This window comes from Bacteroides sp. 214, from assembly GCF_010501015.1.
GTDB lineage: Bacteria > Bacteroidota > Bacteroidia > Bacteroidales > Bacteroidaceae > Bacteroides.
Genome location: NZ_QVML01000001.1, coordinates 61845 through 77993 on the forward strand (window position 1 = coordinate 61845; position 16149 = coordinate 77993).

Here is a 16149-nt window from a genome sequence, read left to right on the forward strand (position 1 = left end):
AGAAGCTGATGGACGCTTAGTCGAAGTCTCTAAAGAAGATAAAATAGTTACCCTAAAAAACGGGAAAAGTGGCGTTCAGCGCGATACACGCTATGTTGGTTTACTTACTTATTTGTTTCGTGATAGTGAAGAAGTAAAGAAGAAAGTAAAAGGTATAGGGTTTAGTCAGGAAGAATTTGTAGAAATAACCAAGGAATACCATAGCGATGTGTGTAAAACAGGTGAAGATTGCATTATTTTTGAAACAAAGAAAGACAAGAAGTATTATCACTTCACCTTTACATTACTGGTAGGAATAAAGAAACATAGATCAAAGATAAATGGATTGAAGGAAGAATGGAATATTAAATATCTTGATTCTGCTTCGCCATCTATTGGCTTAGATGTAGGGATGCTTATTCCTCGTTTCTCTCGCGATTTTAGTTTTCATATTGGCTTAGAGGGTAGCTTGTTTCGAGGCGAGCATTATAGATCTAACGCGGAGTTTGGTTATTTGAAATTTAAGCAGCAGGCGTTTATACTCGATAACTATATTGGAGTACGCTATTCTCCCCTTCATAAACGGATACAGCCATTTATTGAGGGAGGATATACGCATAGCTTTTTGATAAACAGTAGCTTGAAAAAATGCCACGAAGAGTTTTTTGGTTCCAATATTAAAGAAGTATCGGAGAACTTGAATGCCAAACTAACCTCCTTTAGTGCAGGCTTCTATATCGGTGGTGGGGTAGCGTATAAGTTAGGGAAACACACAATCATGGCGAGAGCTATTTACCGTAAGAAAGAGTGGGTGTCGAGCAAGCTGAATACCCTGGAGGCTACGCTAGGTTTCACCTTCTAACAAGTTGGCTTGACCCGCATCACCCTGAACTCCATAGTTCGCCCATCTACAAGTAGTAGCTTATTAATTAGTAAATCATCCATACCTACAAGGTATTTGATTGTTTCTGTTGCTTGAATACTTCCTATAATTCCAGCCACAGCTCCAAGTATTCCTATTTCTGCGGCAATGGGGAGTTCTCCGTCTGCGGGTTGTGTGGGGAAAACCGATCGCAAGCAGGAATTACCGGGAATATGTGTCATAACCTCGCCATGCATGGCAACGACTGCACCGTGCGAATAGGGCTTTGAGAGTTTCACGCAGGTGTCGTTTATGAGGTATTTGGTGGCGAAGTTGTCGCTGCAATCCACAACAAAATCGTATTTACTGATAAAAGATTCCGCGTTATCTTCCGTAAATAGTTGGTGATGGGCTACGATATGACAATCATCGTTAATAGTTTTTAGCTTTTCGGCAGCAGTATGGGCTTTGCTTTTATCAAGGTCGGTACTCCCGTAGAGGACTTGGCGTTGTAGGTTGGTAACATTTACCGTGTCGTTGTCGATGATACCAATAGTACCTACGCCTGCAGCGACAAGGTATAGTAGTACAGGAGACCCTAAACCTCCTGCACCTATTACCAATACTTTACTTGCTTTTAACCTTGCTTGTCCCGTTTCGCCAATTCCGTCAATGAGAATGTTGCGGTTGTATCTTTCCATCATTATATTATTGCAAACTTAAATCCCAGTCTTTCCATACTACCTCGTAACCTTGTTTTTTGATGGCTTCGAGTACAGTGTCGGGGTCGCGGTCATCATTTATCACAAACTGCTCCAACTCATCTTTATAAACAGCATAGCCTCCCGGGTCTGTTTTGGAACCTGCGCTAAGTGAGGTGATGCCAAGCGTGGTCATACTATCGCGCAGGCGGTTCTCTTCACGGGTAGACATTGCTATTTCCAAATCATGATCGAAGATACGAAAGGCAAATATCAACTGTACATATTCTCTGTCGCTCATGATGACGTTTGGCTGAAAACCTTCACCAACATGTGGACGCATACGGGGGAAAGAAACCGAATACTTGGTTTGCCAATAGGTTCTTTGCAGATAGCGCAGGTGACTGGCCATAAAGATGGTATCTGTACGCCAATCTTCCAACCCAATGAGCACACCCAATCCAACTTTGTGTACACCTGCTTTACCCATGCGTTCGTAAGCATCGATACGCCAATCAAACTTAGATTTCATGCCTTTGGGGTGATAAATTTTGTAACGCTCTTTGTTGTAAGTTTCTTGGTAACAGTACACGGCATTCATACCTGCATCGGTTAGCTGTTTGTATTCACTCTCTTTCAGAGGTTGTACCTCGATAGATATAGACTGAAAGTGTGGCTTAACTAAATTAATCGCATTTTCAATATAGTCTGCACCTGCATCGCGTGGATTCTCTCCCGTAACGAGTAAGATGTGCTGAAAATTACCCAGCTTCTTAATAGCCTCTACTTCTTGCATTATTTGCTCGTCGGTGAGGATAATGCGCTTAATGTCGTTGGAGTGATTAAAACCACAGTACACGCAATGATTTATACACGAATTAGTGAGGTAGAGCGGTATGTAAAACTGAATTGTCTTGCCAAATCTTTGTTGGGTATACTTTCTACTGAGTATCGCCATTTGTTCAAGATAGGGTTGTGCCGCAGGAGAGATTAATGCCATAAAGTCTTCTATCGAACACTTTGGCTTACTTAGTGCTATCTCTACATCTTTGGCGGTCTTGTTGTAGATGGCGTGTTTGATGTCATCCCAATTATAGTTGTCTATTAACTCTTTGAATTCCATTTGCATCTTTTTTTATTGTTCACAATCATGCATTTCTTTAGTCAGTTTCATAGCACAGAAATTAGGTCCGCACATGGTGCAGTGTCCACTTTCATCATCCAATCTTCCCGACTTATAGTACTCCAATGCTCGTTCAGGATCGAGCGATAAGTTGAATTGATCTTTCCATCTGAAATCGAAACGAGCTTTGCTCAATGCATTATCCCTCACTTGCGCACCGGGATGTCCTTTAGCCAGGTCGGCAGCATGGGCGGCAATTTTGTAAGAAACCACACCTACACGCACATCTTCTTTGTCGGGCAGGGCAAGGTGTTCCTTAGGAGTAACATAACAGATCATAGCTGTACCGTAACGTGCTATTTGTGCGGCACCTATTGCAGAAGTAATGTGATCATACCCCGGAGCTATATCAGTAGTAAGTGGCCCTAAGGTGTAGAATGGCGCACCTGCACAATGTTTAATCTGTTCGTCCATATTGGCTTTAATTTTGTGCATGGGCACATGGCCGGGACCTTCAATCAGTACTTGTACATGGTGTTTCCATGCTATTTGTGTTAGTTCACCTAATACGGAAAGTTCGGCAAATTGTCCGGCATCGTTCGCGTCGGCGATACAGCCGGGACGCAGGCCATCGCCTAGAGAAACGGCAACATCGTACTGTTTTAGTATTTCGCAAATCTCTTCAAAGTGAGTGTAGAAAAGGTTTTCTTGCTGGTGCTGTGTCATCCAGTTGGCAATGATAGATCCGCCACGAGAAACAATGCCTGTGACGCGCTCCTTCAACAAAGGTAAATGACTTTTCAGTAAGCCGGCGTGTATGGTAAAATAATCAACACCTTGTTCACATTGCTCGATAAGCGTATCGCGATAAATCTCCCAGTTAAGGTCGGCTATTTTTCCATTTATCTTTTCCAAGGTTTGATACAATGGCACAGTACCTACGGGGACGGGGGTGTTGCGCACAATCCACTCGCGTGTTTCGTGAATATTCTCTCCTGTAGAAAGATCCATAAGTGTATCTCCTCCCCATTTGCAACTCCAAATTGCTTTTTCTACCTCTTCGTCAATGCCCGACATCAGGGAAGAATTACCAATATTAGTATTAATCTTAACCAAGAAGTTTGTTCCGATAATCATTGGCTCTGCTTCTGGGTGATTAACATTAGCGGGAATCATGGCTCTACCAGCAGCAATTTCGCTACGCACAAACTCTGGAGTAATATGGGTTGGAATACCTAATTCTTCATTTTGCATATTTTCGCGAATAGCCACATACTCCATTTCGGGTGTGATAATACCTTGTTGAGCATAATACATCTGCGTAATGGGAGTACCTGCCTTTGCTCTGCGTGGTAGGTTTACTTGCGGAAAACGAATACTATCCAACGACCTGTTTGCTAAACGTTCATTACAGTATATGGAAGAAAAAGCATCAAGTTGTTCGGTATCTTGACGGCTCTCAATCCATTCCTTGCGAATACGAGGAAGTCCTTTGGATATGTCAATTGTGGCTTGCTCGTCCGAGTAAGGTCCACTGGTATCGTAGAGAAGCACTTGTTCGCCAGTAACTAAAGTTACTGCACGCATAGCTACGGCTATATTATGGAGTTTTCCTTGTTTATATACCTTTCGTGAAGAAGGGTAGGTAATTCGTTGCTCTTTTTTCATATTCTTGTTTTAATCGTTAAGGAAAGATGTTAGCGGACTACTTGCTTCTGCTACATCAATACGCTCTGCCAAACCGGCTTCGTACGCCATGCGTCCCGATTCAACTGCCATTTGAAATGCTTTTGCCATAACAACCGGATCTTTGGCAATTGCAATCGCAGTATTTACCAAAACAGCGTCAGCTCCCAGCTCCATAGCCTCAGCAGCATGCGAGGGTGCACCGATACCGGCGTCTACTACTACCGGTACGTTACTTTGTTCTATGATGATTTCAAGGAAATCGCGTGTACGCAATCCTTTGTTTGTTCCTATAGGAGCGCCGAGTGGCATAACCGTAGCCGCACCTGCCGATTCCAATAGTTTGCAAAGCACCGGGTCGGCCTGAATATAAGGAAGTACTATAAAGCCAAGCTTCGCCAATTCTTCAGTTGCCTTGAGCGTTTCGATAGGATCAGGTAGGAGGTAACGTGGGTCTGGGTGTATTTCCAGTTTCAACCAATTGGTCTCAAAAGCTTCACGCGCCAGTTTGGCAGCAAAAACAGCTTCTTTAGCATTGCGTACACCCGAAGTATTAGGGAGCAACTGTATGCCTGGCTTCTTGATATGTACCAACATATCATCGTCTTTGTTCTCGAGGTCGAGTCGCTTCATGGCAACTGTTACCATTTCGGATTGCGAAACTGTGATAGCTTCTTCCATAGCGGTGTTGGAACTGAACTTGCCTGTTCCGAGGAAAAGACGCGAGTTGAACTCTTTTCCGGCAATTATTAACTTTTTCATCGTTTATATGTATCTATGAGTTTTATTAATTTCTTTGTTTCACTTACCGGGTCGGTTGCGGTAAGTATGCTCGAAGAGATGGCGATTGTAGAAACCCCTGTTTCCATAATAGCTGGTATATCTGCTTCGGTAATACCGCCAATGGCTATAATTGGCAGATTAATACCTGCTTCGCGACACGAGTGGATAATTGAGGCATAACCTGCTACGCCCAGCACCGGACTAAGGTTCTTCTTTGTTGTCGTAAAGCGGAAAGGTCCTAAACCTACATAATTTACACCTTGCTTGTACAGGTGTATGATGTCTTCAAAGGTATTGGTAGTTCCACCTATTATATAGTTGTCTCCTAGTAACTCGCGTGCCTGGCTTGGCGGCATATCGTTCTTCCCGAGATGAACACCGGTTGCATTGAGTTTCTTGCAGACTTCAGCATGGTCGTCAATATAAAGTTTGGCGTTGTAAGTGTCGCATAGCTGTTTGGCTTGCTTTCCTACAAATAGAAGTTCTTCGATACTTGCATCTTTCATGCGTAGTTGTACCTCTTTGCAACCTCCCTTTAATGCAAGTTCAATGGACTGCAGGTAACTGTATCTCTCTGTTTGGTGTGCTATAAAAAGTAATCCGTTCATAGGTCTTCTGTTATTTCTTTAATATGTGTAAATCTGGCAATGAGCGCATCGAGATTCTTATTTACTCGGTAATCTTTCCAAATAGTACCGATAGTGGCAATGCCCCCGAATCCATAGCTTGCCACTTCTCTGATATTGCTTGTTGCTATACCTCCCAAAGCTATGGTCGATGAATTGATAATACCTCTATTATGTGCGTTAGTAAGCTCTTCTTTCGTGAAGTTACTCGCATAACCCTCCTTTGAAATACTATTGTATATCGGACTAAGGAATACATAATTATACTTCTTGGCCTCTTTTTGACACTCTTTTAGCGAGTGGAAAGAGCAACTTACACTGATTGGTGTTTCCGAAATAGGCACCTCTTTGTTCCTACTGTTGAGGTGTACTCCTTTTAGATGGTATTTGTCGATAAGTTTGAAGCAATCGTGCAATACTATTCGTGGATGAAAAGCCGGGTCGATACGTTCTAACCATTCGGACAATTGCTTACTGTTTGCTCCCGGTTTACGCAGGTGCAAAGTAGCCAATCCATTGTTGAAGAGTGCATTAACTGCAATAGGTTCTTCCTCAAATATTTTATCTTCGGTGATAACGATAAATTGCATCTTATCCTCCCGAAACAGCATGAATAAGTATCAGGCTCATACCTTCTGTTAGAACAAATCCTTCCCATTCTTTTTTAGGAATAATTTCTTGATCGATAGCTACGGCAAGGCCTTTTTGCACGATGTTTAGACTTGCCATAAACGAAGCGAGTGTTGTTCCCTTTTCTATATTATGTACTTTATCGTTTACTTGTATAATCATTTGGTTGGTTTTAAGGGTTGGGGTGAAAAGAAATGGTTGAGCGGCCCGTTGCCGTTGAATTCTACTTCGGCACCGCAACGAATGGCTTCGGTAATGTATCTCTTAGCCAGTTGGATGGCATTAATAAGATCTTCTCCTTTTGCTAAATAAGCAGCGATAGCCGATCCTAAAGAGCATCCTGTACCATGAGTGTTGGGGGTGTTTATAAAGGTGGAGGCAAAGTGATGTGTCTCTCCCGAAGCGCAATAAAGCGTATCGATAGATTCATTGTTTCCCTTCAGATGTCCGCCTTTGATAAGCACAGCACTGCATCCTTGAGCTATGAGCATGGCACCAGCCTCATCCTTATCTGCTTCGGAATGGATGGTTAGTCCGGTAAGTGTTTCCGCTTCGGGAATGTTTGGAGTAAGCAGTGTGAGCTTATTATACAAATGTTCGTGATAAGCCTTGCGTAGGTCGGCTTTAGTGAGATTGGCACCTGTAGTAGCAACCATTACCGGGTCAATAACAATGTTCTTAACTCCGTAATGAGCAATGATATTGCCTACCAATTCGATAATCTCGGGGGTTACTAACATACCGGTTTTAATGGCATCAACGGTAAAATCATCAAGTACCGTCTCTAATTGCGCACGAATAATATGGGTAGATAAGGCCTCTACTTCTCGTACTTCCCGAGTGTTTTGTGCTGTAATGGCAGTGATAACCGACATGCCGAATGTGCCAAGTGCAGAAAATGCTTTTAAGTCGGCTTGTATGCCGGCTCCACCGCCGCTATCCGAGCCTGCGATTGTTAATGTTGTGGGATACCTCATAGCTATTCTTTATTATTAAATAAATGAATACAGCTAATCAAGGGGAGTTCTTTGGGGGGTGAGAAAAAGATGCTTCTCTTATCATCCCTACGTCGGCATTACCCGCGTCAGGTTATAAGGGTATAATCTCAGCCTTAAAAGGCACCCCTTGATTGTTGTTCTGTGCAAAGGTAAGAAAATTTATATTCAGCGGAACAGAAAAGTGTGTTAAGAACTAATATTATTTTCTTTTCATTCTTCTTTGATCTCCGTAGTGATATCTACGCGACCGCTTGTAGTGCTTGTAACGCTTGCGAATTACCCACCAAGTACTAGCAAAGAAGACAACAAAAATAACAATAGTTATTCCCAATCCTAAACTGTCTTCTTTTACACGCGCCCATATTTCAAGCATCTCTTCTGTTTGGTCGCCAAAGTCGCGCGTCAAAGCACAACGATTTACTACAGCTTTATCGGGGTATTGCACATTGTTTACCTGCACACTACCTGCATCTTCGCCAAAGAAGTAACGTAAATCAGAATAATACTCCAGTGTAGTGTCTATTTTTGCTGCCAGGATTTCGGGCGTGGCAATAGCACTTACGTATCCAATGGCTTCCATGTTGCGCAATGCTATATCCGGGCGGCATATAAAGTTAATGAAGTAGCTTGCTGCTTTGGGGTTTTTGGCATACTTGGGTATTACCCAACCGTCGAACCAAATATTGCCACCTTCAATCGGTACTACATAATCCAAGTCTACACCAATGGCGGCTGCTTCTTCAATTGCCCATACAGCATCGCCGCTCCATGTCATGTTGATGCAAACACGACCTTTGGCCATTTGCTCTTTCCCAAAGTCCGATTCCCAGCCGGCAATGTTTGGTCTCAGGTCTTTGAGAAGCTTCTCGGCCAAACGCATAGCTTTGGGCGAAAAATCGTTCATCAGCTCTTCTACCGTAACTTTTCCTTCTTCAATATTACGTTTGTTTGCATATATAATGGCGGTGCCATAGGCTTCGCGGTAGCTATCTTTCATGAGTATCTTTCCGGCATATTTGGGGTCCCATAAACAATCCCAGGTAATTGCTTCTTCTCTGGGTACGAGGGCTGTGTTGTAGAGAATTCCTGTTGTACCCCACATATAGCATACAGCGTAGTTAGAAGCAGAATGTTCGCCTCCTATAAACAAGTCAAGTTGTTCGCGCGTGTAAGGAGCTACGTTCCCAAGATAGTTCTTGGTGTTTTCAAACACAGTGTCAATAGGTAGCAACATCTCTTTCTTTAGCATACGCTCTATGATATAGTCTGATGGACAAACAAGATCGAAGTCTTCGTTTCCCTTTTCTATTCTAGTGTACATTACTTCGTTGATGTCGAAGGTTTGATAGATGATGCGTATATCTTCTCCGGTACAGGCTTTATAGTATTCCACGAACTCATCCAGTACGCTGCTGTCTATGTAGTCTGCCCAATTGTATATCTTCAGCACATTCTCTCGTTTCTCTAAATTGTAACACCCGGTGAGCAGGCAGAGGGAGAGTAGGAGGTATATTAAGTTCCTTTTCTTCATCTGTCCACGCTTTTTTTCTTGATTCGTTTGTTGAAGGCAAGAAGTAAGACCAGTATCACCAATAGCATAATAGTGGTAAGTGGGCGAAGCTCGGGGGGTAGTCCTCCCTTGCGTGCATCTATATATATATAGGTGGAAAGTGTTTCCAATCCTTCGTTACCGATGGTGAATATTGTTACTATAAAGTCATTAATGGAGATCATAACAGCCAAGATAAATCCGGTTATCATACCCGAACGGATTTCGGGAAAGATAACTTTACGCAATGCTTCCCAAGGTGTTGCACCCAAATCGAGTGCTGCTTCGTAGATGTTTGGATTCATCTGCCTTAGCTTGGGCAGCACACATAGTACAACAAAAGGCGTACAGAGTGTGATGTGCGCTAATACCACAGTGGTATATCCTTGCGAAACGCCGAGAAATAGGAATAAGAAAAACAATGAAACACCTGTAATGAGGTCTACATTCAAAATGGGAATATTGTTTATGAGTGTGATAATTCTCTTTTGGCGATGCCTCATATTGTAAATTCCCACTGCCGCCATACTGCCAAGAAGTGTAGCCACTATTGCCGAGATTAATGCAATGCTTAGTGTGTTTAATAGTGCCTTAGTCAAAGAGTGGTATGAACTTGGGGTGAAGAGTGATGAATATAGTTTGGTTGAGAAGCCTGTCCAGCTTCCCAGTACCTTTGCTTCAGTAAAGGAGAAGATAACGATAATTACTACCGGTGCATAAAGCAACAGCAACAGTATCCACAGGTAGGCTTTTGCTATGTGCTTCTTTACCATGCCGTGCCTCCTTCCAGTGTATTACCTTTTTCATCCACATTGAAGAGCGAGGTAACAATGATGAGCAACAACATGATTAATGAAAGTGCTGCTCCGTAGTTCCACATACTGTTACTAATGCTTTCCTGAATGGTAGTACCGAACAATTTAATGCTGTTTAGCGTCAACAGTTCGGCAATGGCAAAAGTAGAGACGACGGGCATAAAGACCATCATAATGCCACCCATTAAGCCGGGCGTGGAGAAAGGGAGTGTTATTTTGAAAAAGATTTGTACCGGGGTAGCTCCTAAATCTTGTGCAGCTTCAATGTAACTCCTATCTATCTTAGCAAGGCTATTGTAAATAGGATAGATCATAAACGGAATGAAGTTGTAGACCATGCCGAAGATCAATGCTTCTTCGCCCAAAGGGATGTGCAAAAAGTCGAACAAGGCAACCGAGGCAAGTGTGCGTATCAAAATGTTTACCCCCATAGGTAATAGAAAGAGCAGCACTATGGTGTGAGACTTGTTGTATTTTTTGTTGCTGAGTATCCATGCAGCAGGATAGCCCAATAGAATGCAGAAAAAGGTAGTGATAATGGCTACTCCCAGAGAATAAATAAAGGTATCGTTTGTTTCGGAGTTGATGGAAAAGTTTATAAAGTTACTCAACGATATCGTTCCGTTTTCATCGATAAAGGCGTATCCGGCAATAAGAAGTAACGGGATAATTACAAAGATTGCCGAAAAAATAATATAGGGCAGAGCAAAACTCTTGCGCGACGAGAAATATAACGTAAACTTTCTTTTCACTTCTCTTCCTTTATTTAGCCACCTCTTTTGGAAGTACCTTAATGTTTTCGGGAATGAAGGTAATACCAACACGGTCGCCATCACTCCATATATCGTTTGTATCTACATAGATGTCTTCGCCACAGTTGGAGAAAACAGTGAGATGATAATGGTTCCCTTTATAGGAAATAGATGCTATTTCGCCTTTCAAAAGAGCCTCTTCCCGGTAGTCTTGAAGAATGACTTTGTCGAAATCTACGCTAATGAGTACATCTTCTCCCGGAGCAAAGTCGCTTATCGGCGTACACTCAAACTTACATCCGAGGAACTCTACATGTGTCAAATCTATCTGTTTACCTTCGAAGATATTGCTTATTCGTTCTTTTTGCATCGTATGGATATGCCTTGGATTGATAGTTAATCCCACCTTGCTGTCTACATCAAAGTGCTGATGGGTTTGAACCAGTAACTCAAAGCCATTGCATACCACTATTATTTCGTAGTGCATACCCTTAAACACACAAGCATGTACTTCGCCAAACAGTTGAGTCTCGTCGCTGCTCTGGGAAATAGCGATTTCTTCAGGACGGATAACTACGTCAACCAAGGTGTTGTTTTCAATACCTTCGCTCATACATTCAAACTCGGCATCGCAGAAACGAATACGTCCGTCGGTTATTATTTCTCCGTTTAGAATATTGCTTTCTCCTATAAAGTCGGCAACAAAGGAATTAATGGGCTTTTGGTATATCTCTTTTGGGGGGCCTACTTGTTGTACGTATCCCTCTTTCATCACTACGATGGTGTCGCTAAGAGAGAGGGCTTCTTCCTGATCGCTGGTCGCATAGATAAAAGTAATACCCAGATTCTTTTGAAGTTCTTTGAGCTCTACTTGCATCTCCTTTCGCATCTTTACGTCTAGAGCAGCCAACGGTTCGTCAAGCAGTAATACTTCGGGCTCATTGATAATGGCTCTTGCTATAGCAATGCGCTGCTGTTGTACAATCGAGAGTGTGTCTATGTCACGATCTTCGTAGCCTGTCATTCCTACCATCCTGAGTGTTGTGCGCATTTTTCTTTCGATTTCTTGCTTAGACATTTTTTTAAGTTTTAGTCCAAAAGCAACGTTTTCGTATACATTGAGGAATGGAAACAGCGCGTATTGTTGAAATATTGTATTAACAGGTCGTAGATAGGGTGGTGTTTTAGTTACATCTTTATTGTTTATCCTGATTCTTCCGGATGATACTGCAAGGAATCCTCCAATGGTTCTCAGTAATGTACTTTTCCCACAACCCGACGGGCCAAGAATAGTTACAAATTCGCCTTTCTTGATGTCAAGCGTAATGTTTTCGAACGCAACTTTGTTTTCAAAGTACTTCGAAACATTTTTTACTTCGACGATGTTATCTGCTTTAAACATAATTAAGGCGTTTTGAAATGGCAAAGATAAAATTAAGTTCGCAAAAAGAACTATAAATGCGACTAAAAAGCAACAATAGTAAAGGTTTTTAGAAAATGAAAATGAAAAATAATTTATCTTTGTCTACTTGTAATAATGTAAAAAGTAAATGACTTATGAAGAAATGGTTGAGTTTGTTGGCGGGGATGGCTTTAGTAATAACCTCTTGTCAGGAAAAAACGTATAAAATAACAGGAACGGTTGAGGGCGGACTTTTTGGTGAAAAGGTCTATTTAATGGAACGCACTGAAGATGGTTTCCTCTCCTTGGACAGTACCGTAATTGATACACAAGAAGCATTTACTTTTGAAGGAGTGCAAGACTCGGCGGTAATGCTTTTCCTTACTTATACCGATGGTGAGCAAGATCCGTTCTTTGCCGATTTTGTGTTGGAAAATGGAAAGATAAAAGCAAGGCTAAGTCACGATGAAAAACGAACTTCAGTAACCGGAACTCCTTTGAATAATAGTTTTCAGACATTCAAACAGAAACGTCAGGAATATAGCCAGCAGTTAATGGAAATCTTTGCCGCCATGAGAGCATCGCAAGATAAAGAGAAAGAAAAGAAAGAAATGGAAGCGTTGGAAGAAATGATGACTGCCGAACTCTACACTACCATCCAGAGCAACACTCACAACGTATTGGGTGCTTATCTGCTAGGTTTCTTTAGAAATTATCTGGACTATGCACAAATAAAAGCAGCCTTAATCAATATCCCGGCTACATACAAAACCGACCCCATACTAGTAAAACTTCAACAGCGTGTTGATGCTGCCGATGTTACCGCTACGGGCAATAAGTTTGTTGACTTTGAAATGTTCAACGAACAAGGAGATGTTGTTTGCCTGTCGGATTTTGTAGGTAAGAGTAACTATGTACTTGTAGACTTTTGGGCATCGTGGTGCAATCCTTGTCTTCGCGAAATGCCCAAACTTGTAGAACTCTATGCCACCTATAAAAACAAAGGACTCCAAGTGGTTGGAGTCTCTTTGGATAATGATAAACAAGCGTGGCTCGCATGCATAAAGAAAATGTCTATGGCATGGGTGCAGATGAGCGACCTGAAGGGTTGGAGCTCCGAAGGAGCCGAACTCTATGGTATTCGCAGTATTCCCCATATGCTGATTATTGATCAGGAAGGAACAATCATTGCCCGCGACCTAACCGGAGAAAATCTGGCGAATAAACTGAAAGAGTTGTTCGACTAAGAAACTCTTTATTTGTTCTCGCGATAGCTCAATGCGCCCGTCGGGCATTTGTCTATTTGTGCTTTCAACTCTGCTGTTGTGGCGTTTTCAATCTTAACCCATGGTCTTTCCTTCACTCTGTATACCTTGGGAAGCATCCTTACGCACACACCAACATGAGTGCATTTGCTTGGTCTCCACACAATGGTAATTTCTCCGTTTGTGTATTCGGATGTTGTTTTCATTTGCTCTAAAGTTTTAATTGTTGTTTTCTATTTTATTGTTACATTCCTAGATACAATGCGTTTCCAGTCGGGGTTCTTTTTGATGTAACCCGCCACGAACGGACACAGCGGGATAACCTCCAGCTTTCTCTTTTCGATGTTTTTTAAGGCTGCTTCCACCAATTCTTTCCCAATACCCTTACCTCCCAATGCCGTAGGAACTTCGGTGTGGGTAAGGTAGATATCTCCTTTACTGTTAATGATGTACTCAATCTTGGCGATGTGTCTGTCAATATGAAACTCATATTGCTTTGCATCTTCATTGTTGATTAATTCATATTGCTGGTTCATACTTATTTGGTTTTTGGTTTGTTAGGTTAGTAAGTATAACATAGCGGGCGTGGAAAATGTTTTCTTTATAAGTATTTTTTGTTGTTTGGTACTTTTTGTTATCGCTCTGTTTGTGTCAATAAGATAGCAAACTGGGGTAGTGCAAGAGGTAATACGGGTGTTTTGCTTTCTTTTGCGATTATTCCAACTGTTCCGGTTGCGTATTTGAAGAAGAGGTAACCCCTCTCACAAGCCTTCTGGATACGATTGTTTGGAAAGAAATTTGCTTATGGACGAACGCTTGTTTGCCATAAGCTCACGACCCATCTTCCATAAGCATACGGAGCGTTTGCTTATGGCAAACAGTTGTTAATCCATAAGAAGATAAAAATAAATGGACTGGGTTTTAATACGAATTAGAGTGAGTTTTATATCGGTTTTCAGTGAGTTCTTAACAAGAATGCACTGAGAAAAAGAGGCGTTATAAGCCTTGTAGGGCATGTTTTGGGGAAATAGAGTGTTTGGGATGGCGTTTGTTTCACTTTCTTCTAAACTCCATTTCCTGCGATTTATTTGAAGCAGGGGGTAGTTTCCCTTAAAAAATCGCAAAGAAACAGGGTTTAGCAAAAAGATAGTTGGGGCTATCTTTCGGGTTGGCTGGTTGGTGGATTTTTTCTTTTTTCTATTTCTCTTTTGCCAGAGTAAAAATGAACTCCAGCCCTCCGTTCTTATATTTCTTTACAGATATCTGCCCGCCATGAATAAGAATGGCATTCTTGACAATGGCCAATCCTAGTCCTGTTCCGCCCATCTTTCGTGAGCGTCCTTTATCGATGCGGTAGAAACGTTCGAACAGTCGCTGCATATGTCCTGTTCCTACACCCATGCCGGTGTCGGCAAAGCTGATGTAATAGTGTGTTTCGTCTTCGCGAAAACAGGTAACAATGATTGAAATCTCTTGCCCGCCATAAGCAATAGCGTTGTCGGTAAGGTTGCGGAATATAGAGTACATCAACGCTTGATTGCCCATTATCTCGACCTCGTTGTTGAGCTGATTGATGGCTGTTATCTGTTTTTTCTCTAACTCTAACGCAGACTCTTCGAATATTTTGCCGACCAGTTCGGCGATGTTAATCGGTTCTTTCTCGAACATATCTGCTGCGTCACTCATACGGTTGAGCATCGAAATGTCCCGTAGCAAACGCGATAGGCGATTGCTCTGTTCGTAACACTTCTGCAAGAATTGTTGCATCTTCTCCTTCGGCATATCCTCCGTACTTACTATTGTTTCCAAATATGCCTGAATACTGCTGACGGGCGTTTTTAGCTCGTGGGCTATGTTTTGTGTAATCTGTCGTTTGAGTTCTATCTGCTCTTCCTCTCGTGTTACGTCATTAATGCTGACTTCAAAGCTTCTGTTTTGGAAAATAGTGCAGAACACCGTGAATATGCGTCCATTCTTATGGATGTTGTAGTTAATCTGTTTTCCATCTTTGCCGATTGGTTTCTTCTGCGAGGAGTCAATGAAATCGGTAACTGTTTGGAACTCTACTACGCTAAAAATACCTTCGGAGTTCTCTAAATTAGCATCGGATATCAGGTTGATGTATTGCATGAAGAGGTTGTTGGCAATCACCTCTTTCTTCTCTTTAGTAAAAGCGCCCAATCCTTCGTGTAGAGATTGCAGATGCTTAATGAGCTTATCTCGTTCTACAAAAAGTGTGTTTTTTACCTCCAGCAGTCGCTTGTACATTTCAATTACCTGCCGGGCTATCTCGCTTAATTCGTCATTGGCGGGGAGATCTGATTCAACAATATCGTCGAGTGGTTCATTGCGTTCAATGCGCGACACGAAGGTTTGCAACGCTGTTACCGATTCTCCAAGCCTTCGTGTGTATTGATAAAACACGGTGATGAGTATAATAATAATAATGAGTGTGACCCAAATTTGTGTTTCATCAATATCTAAAGACTCTTTAAGTTGAGGCGTGTAGGCAAGTGCGGAGCGAATGATAATGTCTTTGTAAGAGGTGGCAGAATAGAAATAGGCATATTCGCTATGCTTTGACTGGCGCTTCACGGTATAACCGTTCCTGCCTTTTATGGCGTCTTGCACTTCTTTGTGGCGCGCTTGATTCTCGAACACTGTCGAATCGTCCTGCAAACAGTCGTAAATAACATTGCCCTGAAAGTCCATAATGGTAACACGCAAGTAGTCAAAACTTGCTTCGCTTACATAGCGTGGCAGGTTTTCCATGTTGAAATCGGGCGAACGCATTTCAAGCCTTACCCCATTGTTGAAGTCTTGTAAGCGTGCACTAATCAGTTCTTCCTGATAGACTATTTCGCGGTAATACTGTGAGGTTACGAAATACGCGCAAAAGAGCAAAAAGAATAAAGCAACCGAGAAGAAAAGCCTTCGGCCATAGGAGAAGAACTGTTTGCTGGGCTTGGGTTGCATAC

At 42.1% G+C, this 16149-nt stretch carries 17 protein-coding genes and 1 riboswitch; of the genes, 2 read left to right on the forward strand and 15 right to left on the reverse strand.

The window, feature by feature from the left end; translation table 11 throughout:
• The coding region (locus D0T50_RS00245) for a porin family protein (RefSeq protein ID WP_163220786.1) at nt 1–841 on the forward strand (841 nt) is incomplete at its 5' end.
• Here D0T50_RS00245 and D0T50_RS00250 read toward each other — a convergent pair.
• The 12 genes from D0T50_RS00250 to D0T50_RS00305 form a co-directional block, all read right to left on the reverse strand.
• Complete coding sequence (locus D0T50_RS00250; protein ID WP_239058168.1) at nt 838–1545, reverse strand: HesA/MoeB/ThiF family protein; 708 nt, start codon at nt 1543–1545, stop codon at nt 838–840. The genes D0T50_RS00245 and D0T50_RS00250 overlap by 4 nt on opposite strands.
• Before the next feature lie 4 nt (nt 1546–1549).
• Entirely contained in the window at nt 1550–2665 is a 1116-nt protein-coding gene (gene thiH, locus D0T50_RS00255) for a 2-iminoacetate synthase ThiH (RefSeq protein WP_163220788.1), read from the reverse strand.
• Nucleotides 2666–2677: 12 nt separating this feature from the next.
• Entirely contained in the window at nt 2678–4333 is a 1656-nt protein-coding gene (gene thiC / locus D0T50_RS00260) for a phosphomethylpyrimidine synthase ThiC (protein WP_163220796.1), read from the reverse strand.
• Between the two features lie 9 nt (nt 4334–4342).
• A complete protein-coding gene (locus D0T50_RS00265; RefSeq protein WP_163220798.1) occupies nt 4343–5113 on the reverse strand; it encodes a thiazole synthase in 771 nt (256 codons plus the stop codon).
• Nucleotides 5110–5742, reverse strand: a complete 633-nt coding sequence (locus D0T50_RS00270; protein WP_163220800.1) for a thiamine phosphate synthase — start codon at nt 5740–5742, stop codon at nt 5110–5112. Before D0T50_RS00270 ends, D0T50_RS00265 begins: the two co-directional genes overlap by 4 nt.
• Complete coding sequence (locus D0T50_RS00275) at nt 5739–6350, reverse strand: thiamine phosphate synthase (RefSeq protein WP_163220802.1); 612 nt, start codon at nt 6348–6350, stop codon at nt 5739–5741. The genes D0T50_RS00270 and D0T50_RS00275 overlap by 4 nt, the downstream gene beginning before the upstream one ends.
• A gap of 1 nt (nt 6351) precedes the next feature.
• Nucleotides 6352–6552 (reverse strand): sulfur carrier protein ThiS, encoded by a 201-nt coding sequence (gene thiS, locus D0T50_RS00280; RefSeq protein ID WP_163220804.1) that lies wholly within the window; start codon nt 6550–6552, stop codon nt 6352–6354.
• Nucleotides 6549–7367 (reverse strand): bifunctional hydroxymethylpyrimidine kinase/phosphomethylpyrimidine kinase, encoded by an 819-nt coding sequence (gene thiD / locus D0T50_RS00285; protein ID WP_163220806.1) that lies wholly within the window; start codon nt 7365–7367, stop codon nt 6549–6551. Before thiD ends, thiS begins: the two co-directional genes overlap by 4 nt.
• A 67-nt stretch (nt 7368–7434) precedes the next feature.
• A riboswitch (TPP riboswitch) is annotated at nt 7435–7526 on the reverse strand.
• Nucleotides 7527–7587: 61 nt separating this feature from the next.
• Nucleotides 7588–8919 carry an ABC transporter substrate-binding protein gene (locus D0T50_RS00290; RefSeq protein WP_163220808.1) on the reverse strand — a complete coding sequence of 444 codons (1332 nt, stop codon included), beginning with the start codon at nt 8917–8919 and terminating at the stop codon, nt 7588–7590.
• Nucleotides 8916–9710, reverse strand: a complete 795-nt coding sequence (locus D0T50_RS00295; RefSeq protein ID WP_163220810.1) for an ABC transporter permease — start codon at nt 9708–9710, stop codon at nt 8916–8918. The genes D0T50_RS00290 and D0T50_RS00295 overlap by 4 nt, the downstream gene beginning before the upstream one ends.
• Entirely contained in the window at nt 9704–10504 is an 801-nt protein-coding gene (locus tag D0T50_RS00300; RefSeq protein ID WP_370520838.1) for an ABC transporter permease, read from the reverse strand. Before D0T50_RS00300 ends, D0T50_RS00295 begins: the two co-directional genes overlap by 7 nt.
• Nucleotides 10505–10514: 10 nt before the next feature.
• Nucleotides 10515–11906: an ATP-binding cassette domain-containing protein gene (locus tag D0T50_RS00305; RefSeq protein WP_163220812.1), complete on the reverse strand. Its 1392-nt coding sequence runs from the start codon at nt 11904–11906 to the stop codon at nt 10515–10517.
• 155 nt (nt 11907–12061) lie between these two features.
• On the opposite strand from D0T50_RS00305, the gene D0T50_RS00310 reads away from it, so the two are divergent.
• Complete coding sequence (locus D0T50_RS00310) at nt 12062–13153, forward strand: TlpA disulfide reductase family protein (protein ID WP_163220814.1); 1092 nt, start codon at nt 12062–12064, stop codon at nt 13151–13153.
• Between the two features lie 8 nt (nt 13154–13161).
• Here the strand turns inward: D0T50_RS00310 and D0T50_RS00315 are convergent, their stop codons facing one another.
• The 3 genes from D0T50_RS00315 to D0T50_RS00325 all read right to left on the reverse strand — a co-directional run bounded on the left by D0T50_RS00315 (nt 13162) and on the right by D0T50_RS00325 (nt 16147).
• Entirely contained in the window at nt 13162–13377 is a 216-nt protein-coding gene (locus D0T50_RS00315) for a (4Fe-4S)-binding protein (RefSeq protein ID WP_163220816.1), read from the reverse strand.
• A gap of 27 nt (nt 13378–13404) precedes the next feature.
• Entirely contained in the window at nt 13405–13707 is a 303-nt protein-coding gene (locus D0T50_RS00320) for a GNAT family N-acetyltransferase (RefSeq protein ID WP_163220818.1), read from the reverse strand.
• Between the two features lie 661 nt (nt 13708–14368).
• A complete protein-coding gene (locus tag D0T50_RS00325; protein ID WP_163220820.1) occupies nt 14369–16147 on the reverse strand; it encodes a cell wall metabolism sensor histidine kinase WalK in 1779 nt (592 codons plus the stop codon).
• Nucleotides 16148–16149: the final 2 nt, after the last annotated feature.

Coding starts and splice junctions, on each gene's coding strand:
- D0T50_RS00320 (WP_163220818.1), bottom strand. CDS start 13,707: ATGAACCAGCAATATGAATTAATCAACAATGAAGATGCAAAGCAATAT.
- D0T50_RS00310 (WP_163220814.1), top strand. CDS start 12,062: ATGAAGAAATGGTTGAGTTTGTTGGCGGGGATGGCTTTAGTAATAACC.
- D0T50_RS00265 (WP_163220798.1), bottom strand. CDS start 5,113: ATGAAAAAGTTAATAATTGCCGGAAAAGAGTTCAACTCGCGTCTTTTC.
- D0T50_RS00305 (WP_163220812.1), bottom strand. CDS start 11,906: ATGTTTAAAGCAGATAACATCGTCGAAGTAAAAAATGTTTCGAAGTAC.
- D0T50_RS00290 (WP_163220808.1), bottom strand. CDS start 8,919: ATGAAGAAAAGGAACTTAATATACCTCCTACTCTCCCTCTGCCTGCTC.
- D0T50_RS00275 (WP_163220802.1), bottom strand. CDS start 6,350: ATGCAATTTATCGTTATCACCGAAGATAAAATATTTGAGGAAGAACCT.
- D0T50_RS00295 (WP_163220810.1), bottom strand. CDS start 9,710: ATGGTAAAGAAGCACATAGCAAAAGCCTACCTGTGGATACTGTTGCTG.
- thiS (WP_163220804.1), bottom strand. CDS start 6,552: ATGATTATACAAGTAAACGATAAAGTACATAATATAGAAAAGGGAACA.
- thiH (WP_163220788.1), bottom strand. CDS start 2,665: ATGGAATTCAAAGAGTTAATAGACAACTATAATTGGGATGACATCAAA.
- thiD (WP_163220806.1), bottom strand. CDS start 7,367: ATGAGGTATCCCACAACATTAACAATCGCAGGCTCGGATAGCGGCGGT.
- thiC (WP_163220796.1), bottom strand. CDS start 4,333: ATGAAAAAAGAGCAACGAATTACCTACCCTTCTTCACGAAAGGTATAT.
- D0T50_RS00325 (WP_163220820.1), bottom strand. CDS start 16,147: ATGCAACCCAAGCCCAGCAAACAGTTCTTCTCCTATGGCCGAAGGCTT.
- D0T50_RS00250 (WP_239058168.1), bottom strand. CDS start 1,545: ATGATGGAAAGATACAACCGCAACATTCTCATTGACGGAATTGGCGAA.
- D0T50_RS00315 (WP_163220816.1), bottom strand. CDS start 13,377: ATGAAAACAACATCCGAATACACAAACGGAGAAATTACCATTGTGTGG.
- D0T50_RS00270 (WP_163220800.1), bottom strand. CDS start 5,742: ATGAACGGATTACTTTTTATAGCACACCAAACAGAGAGATACAGTTAC.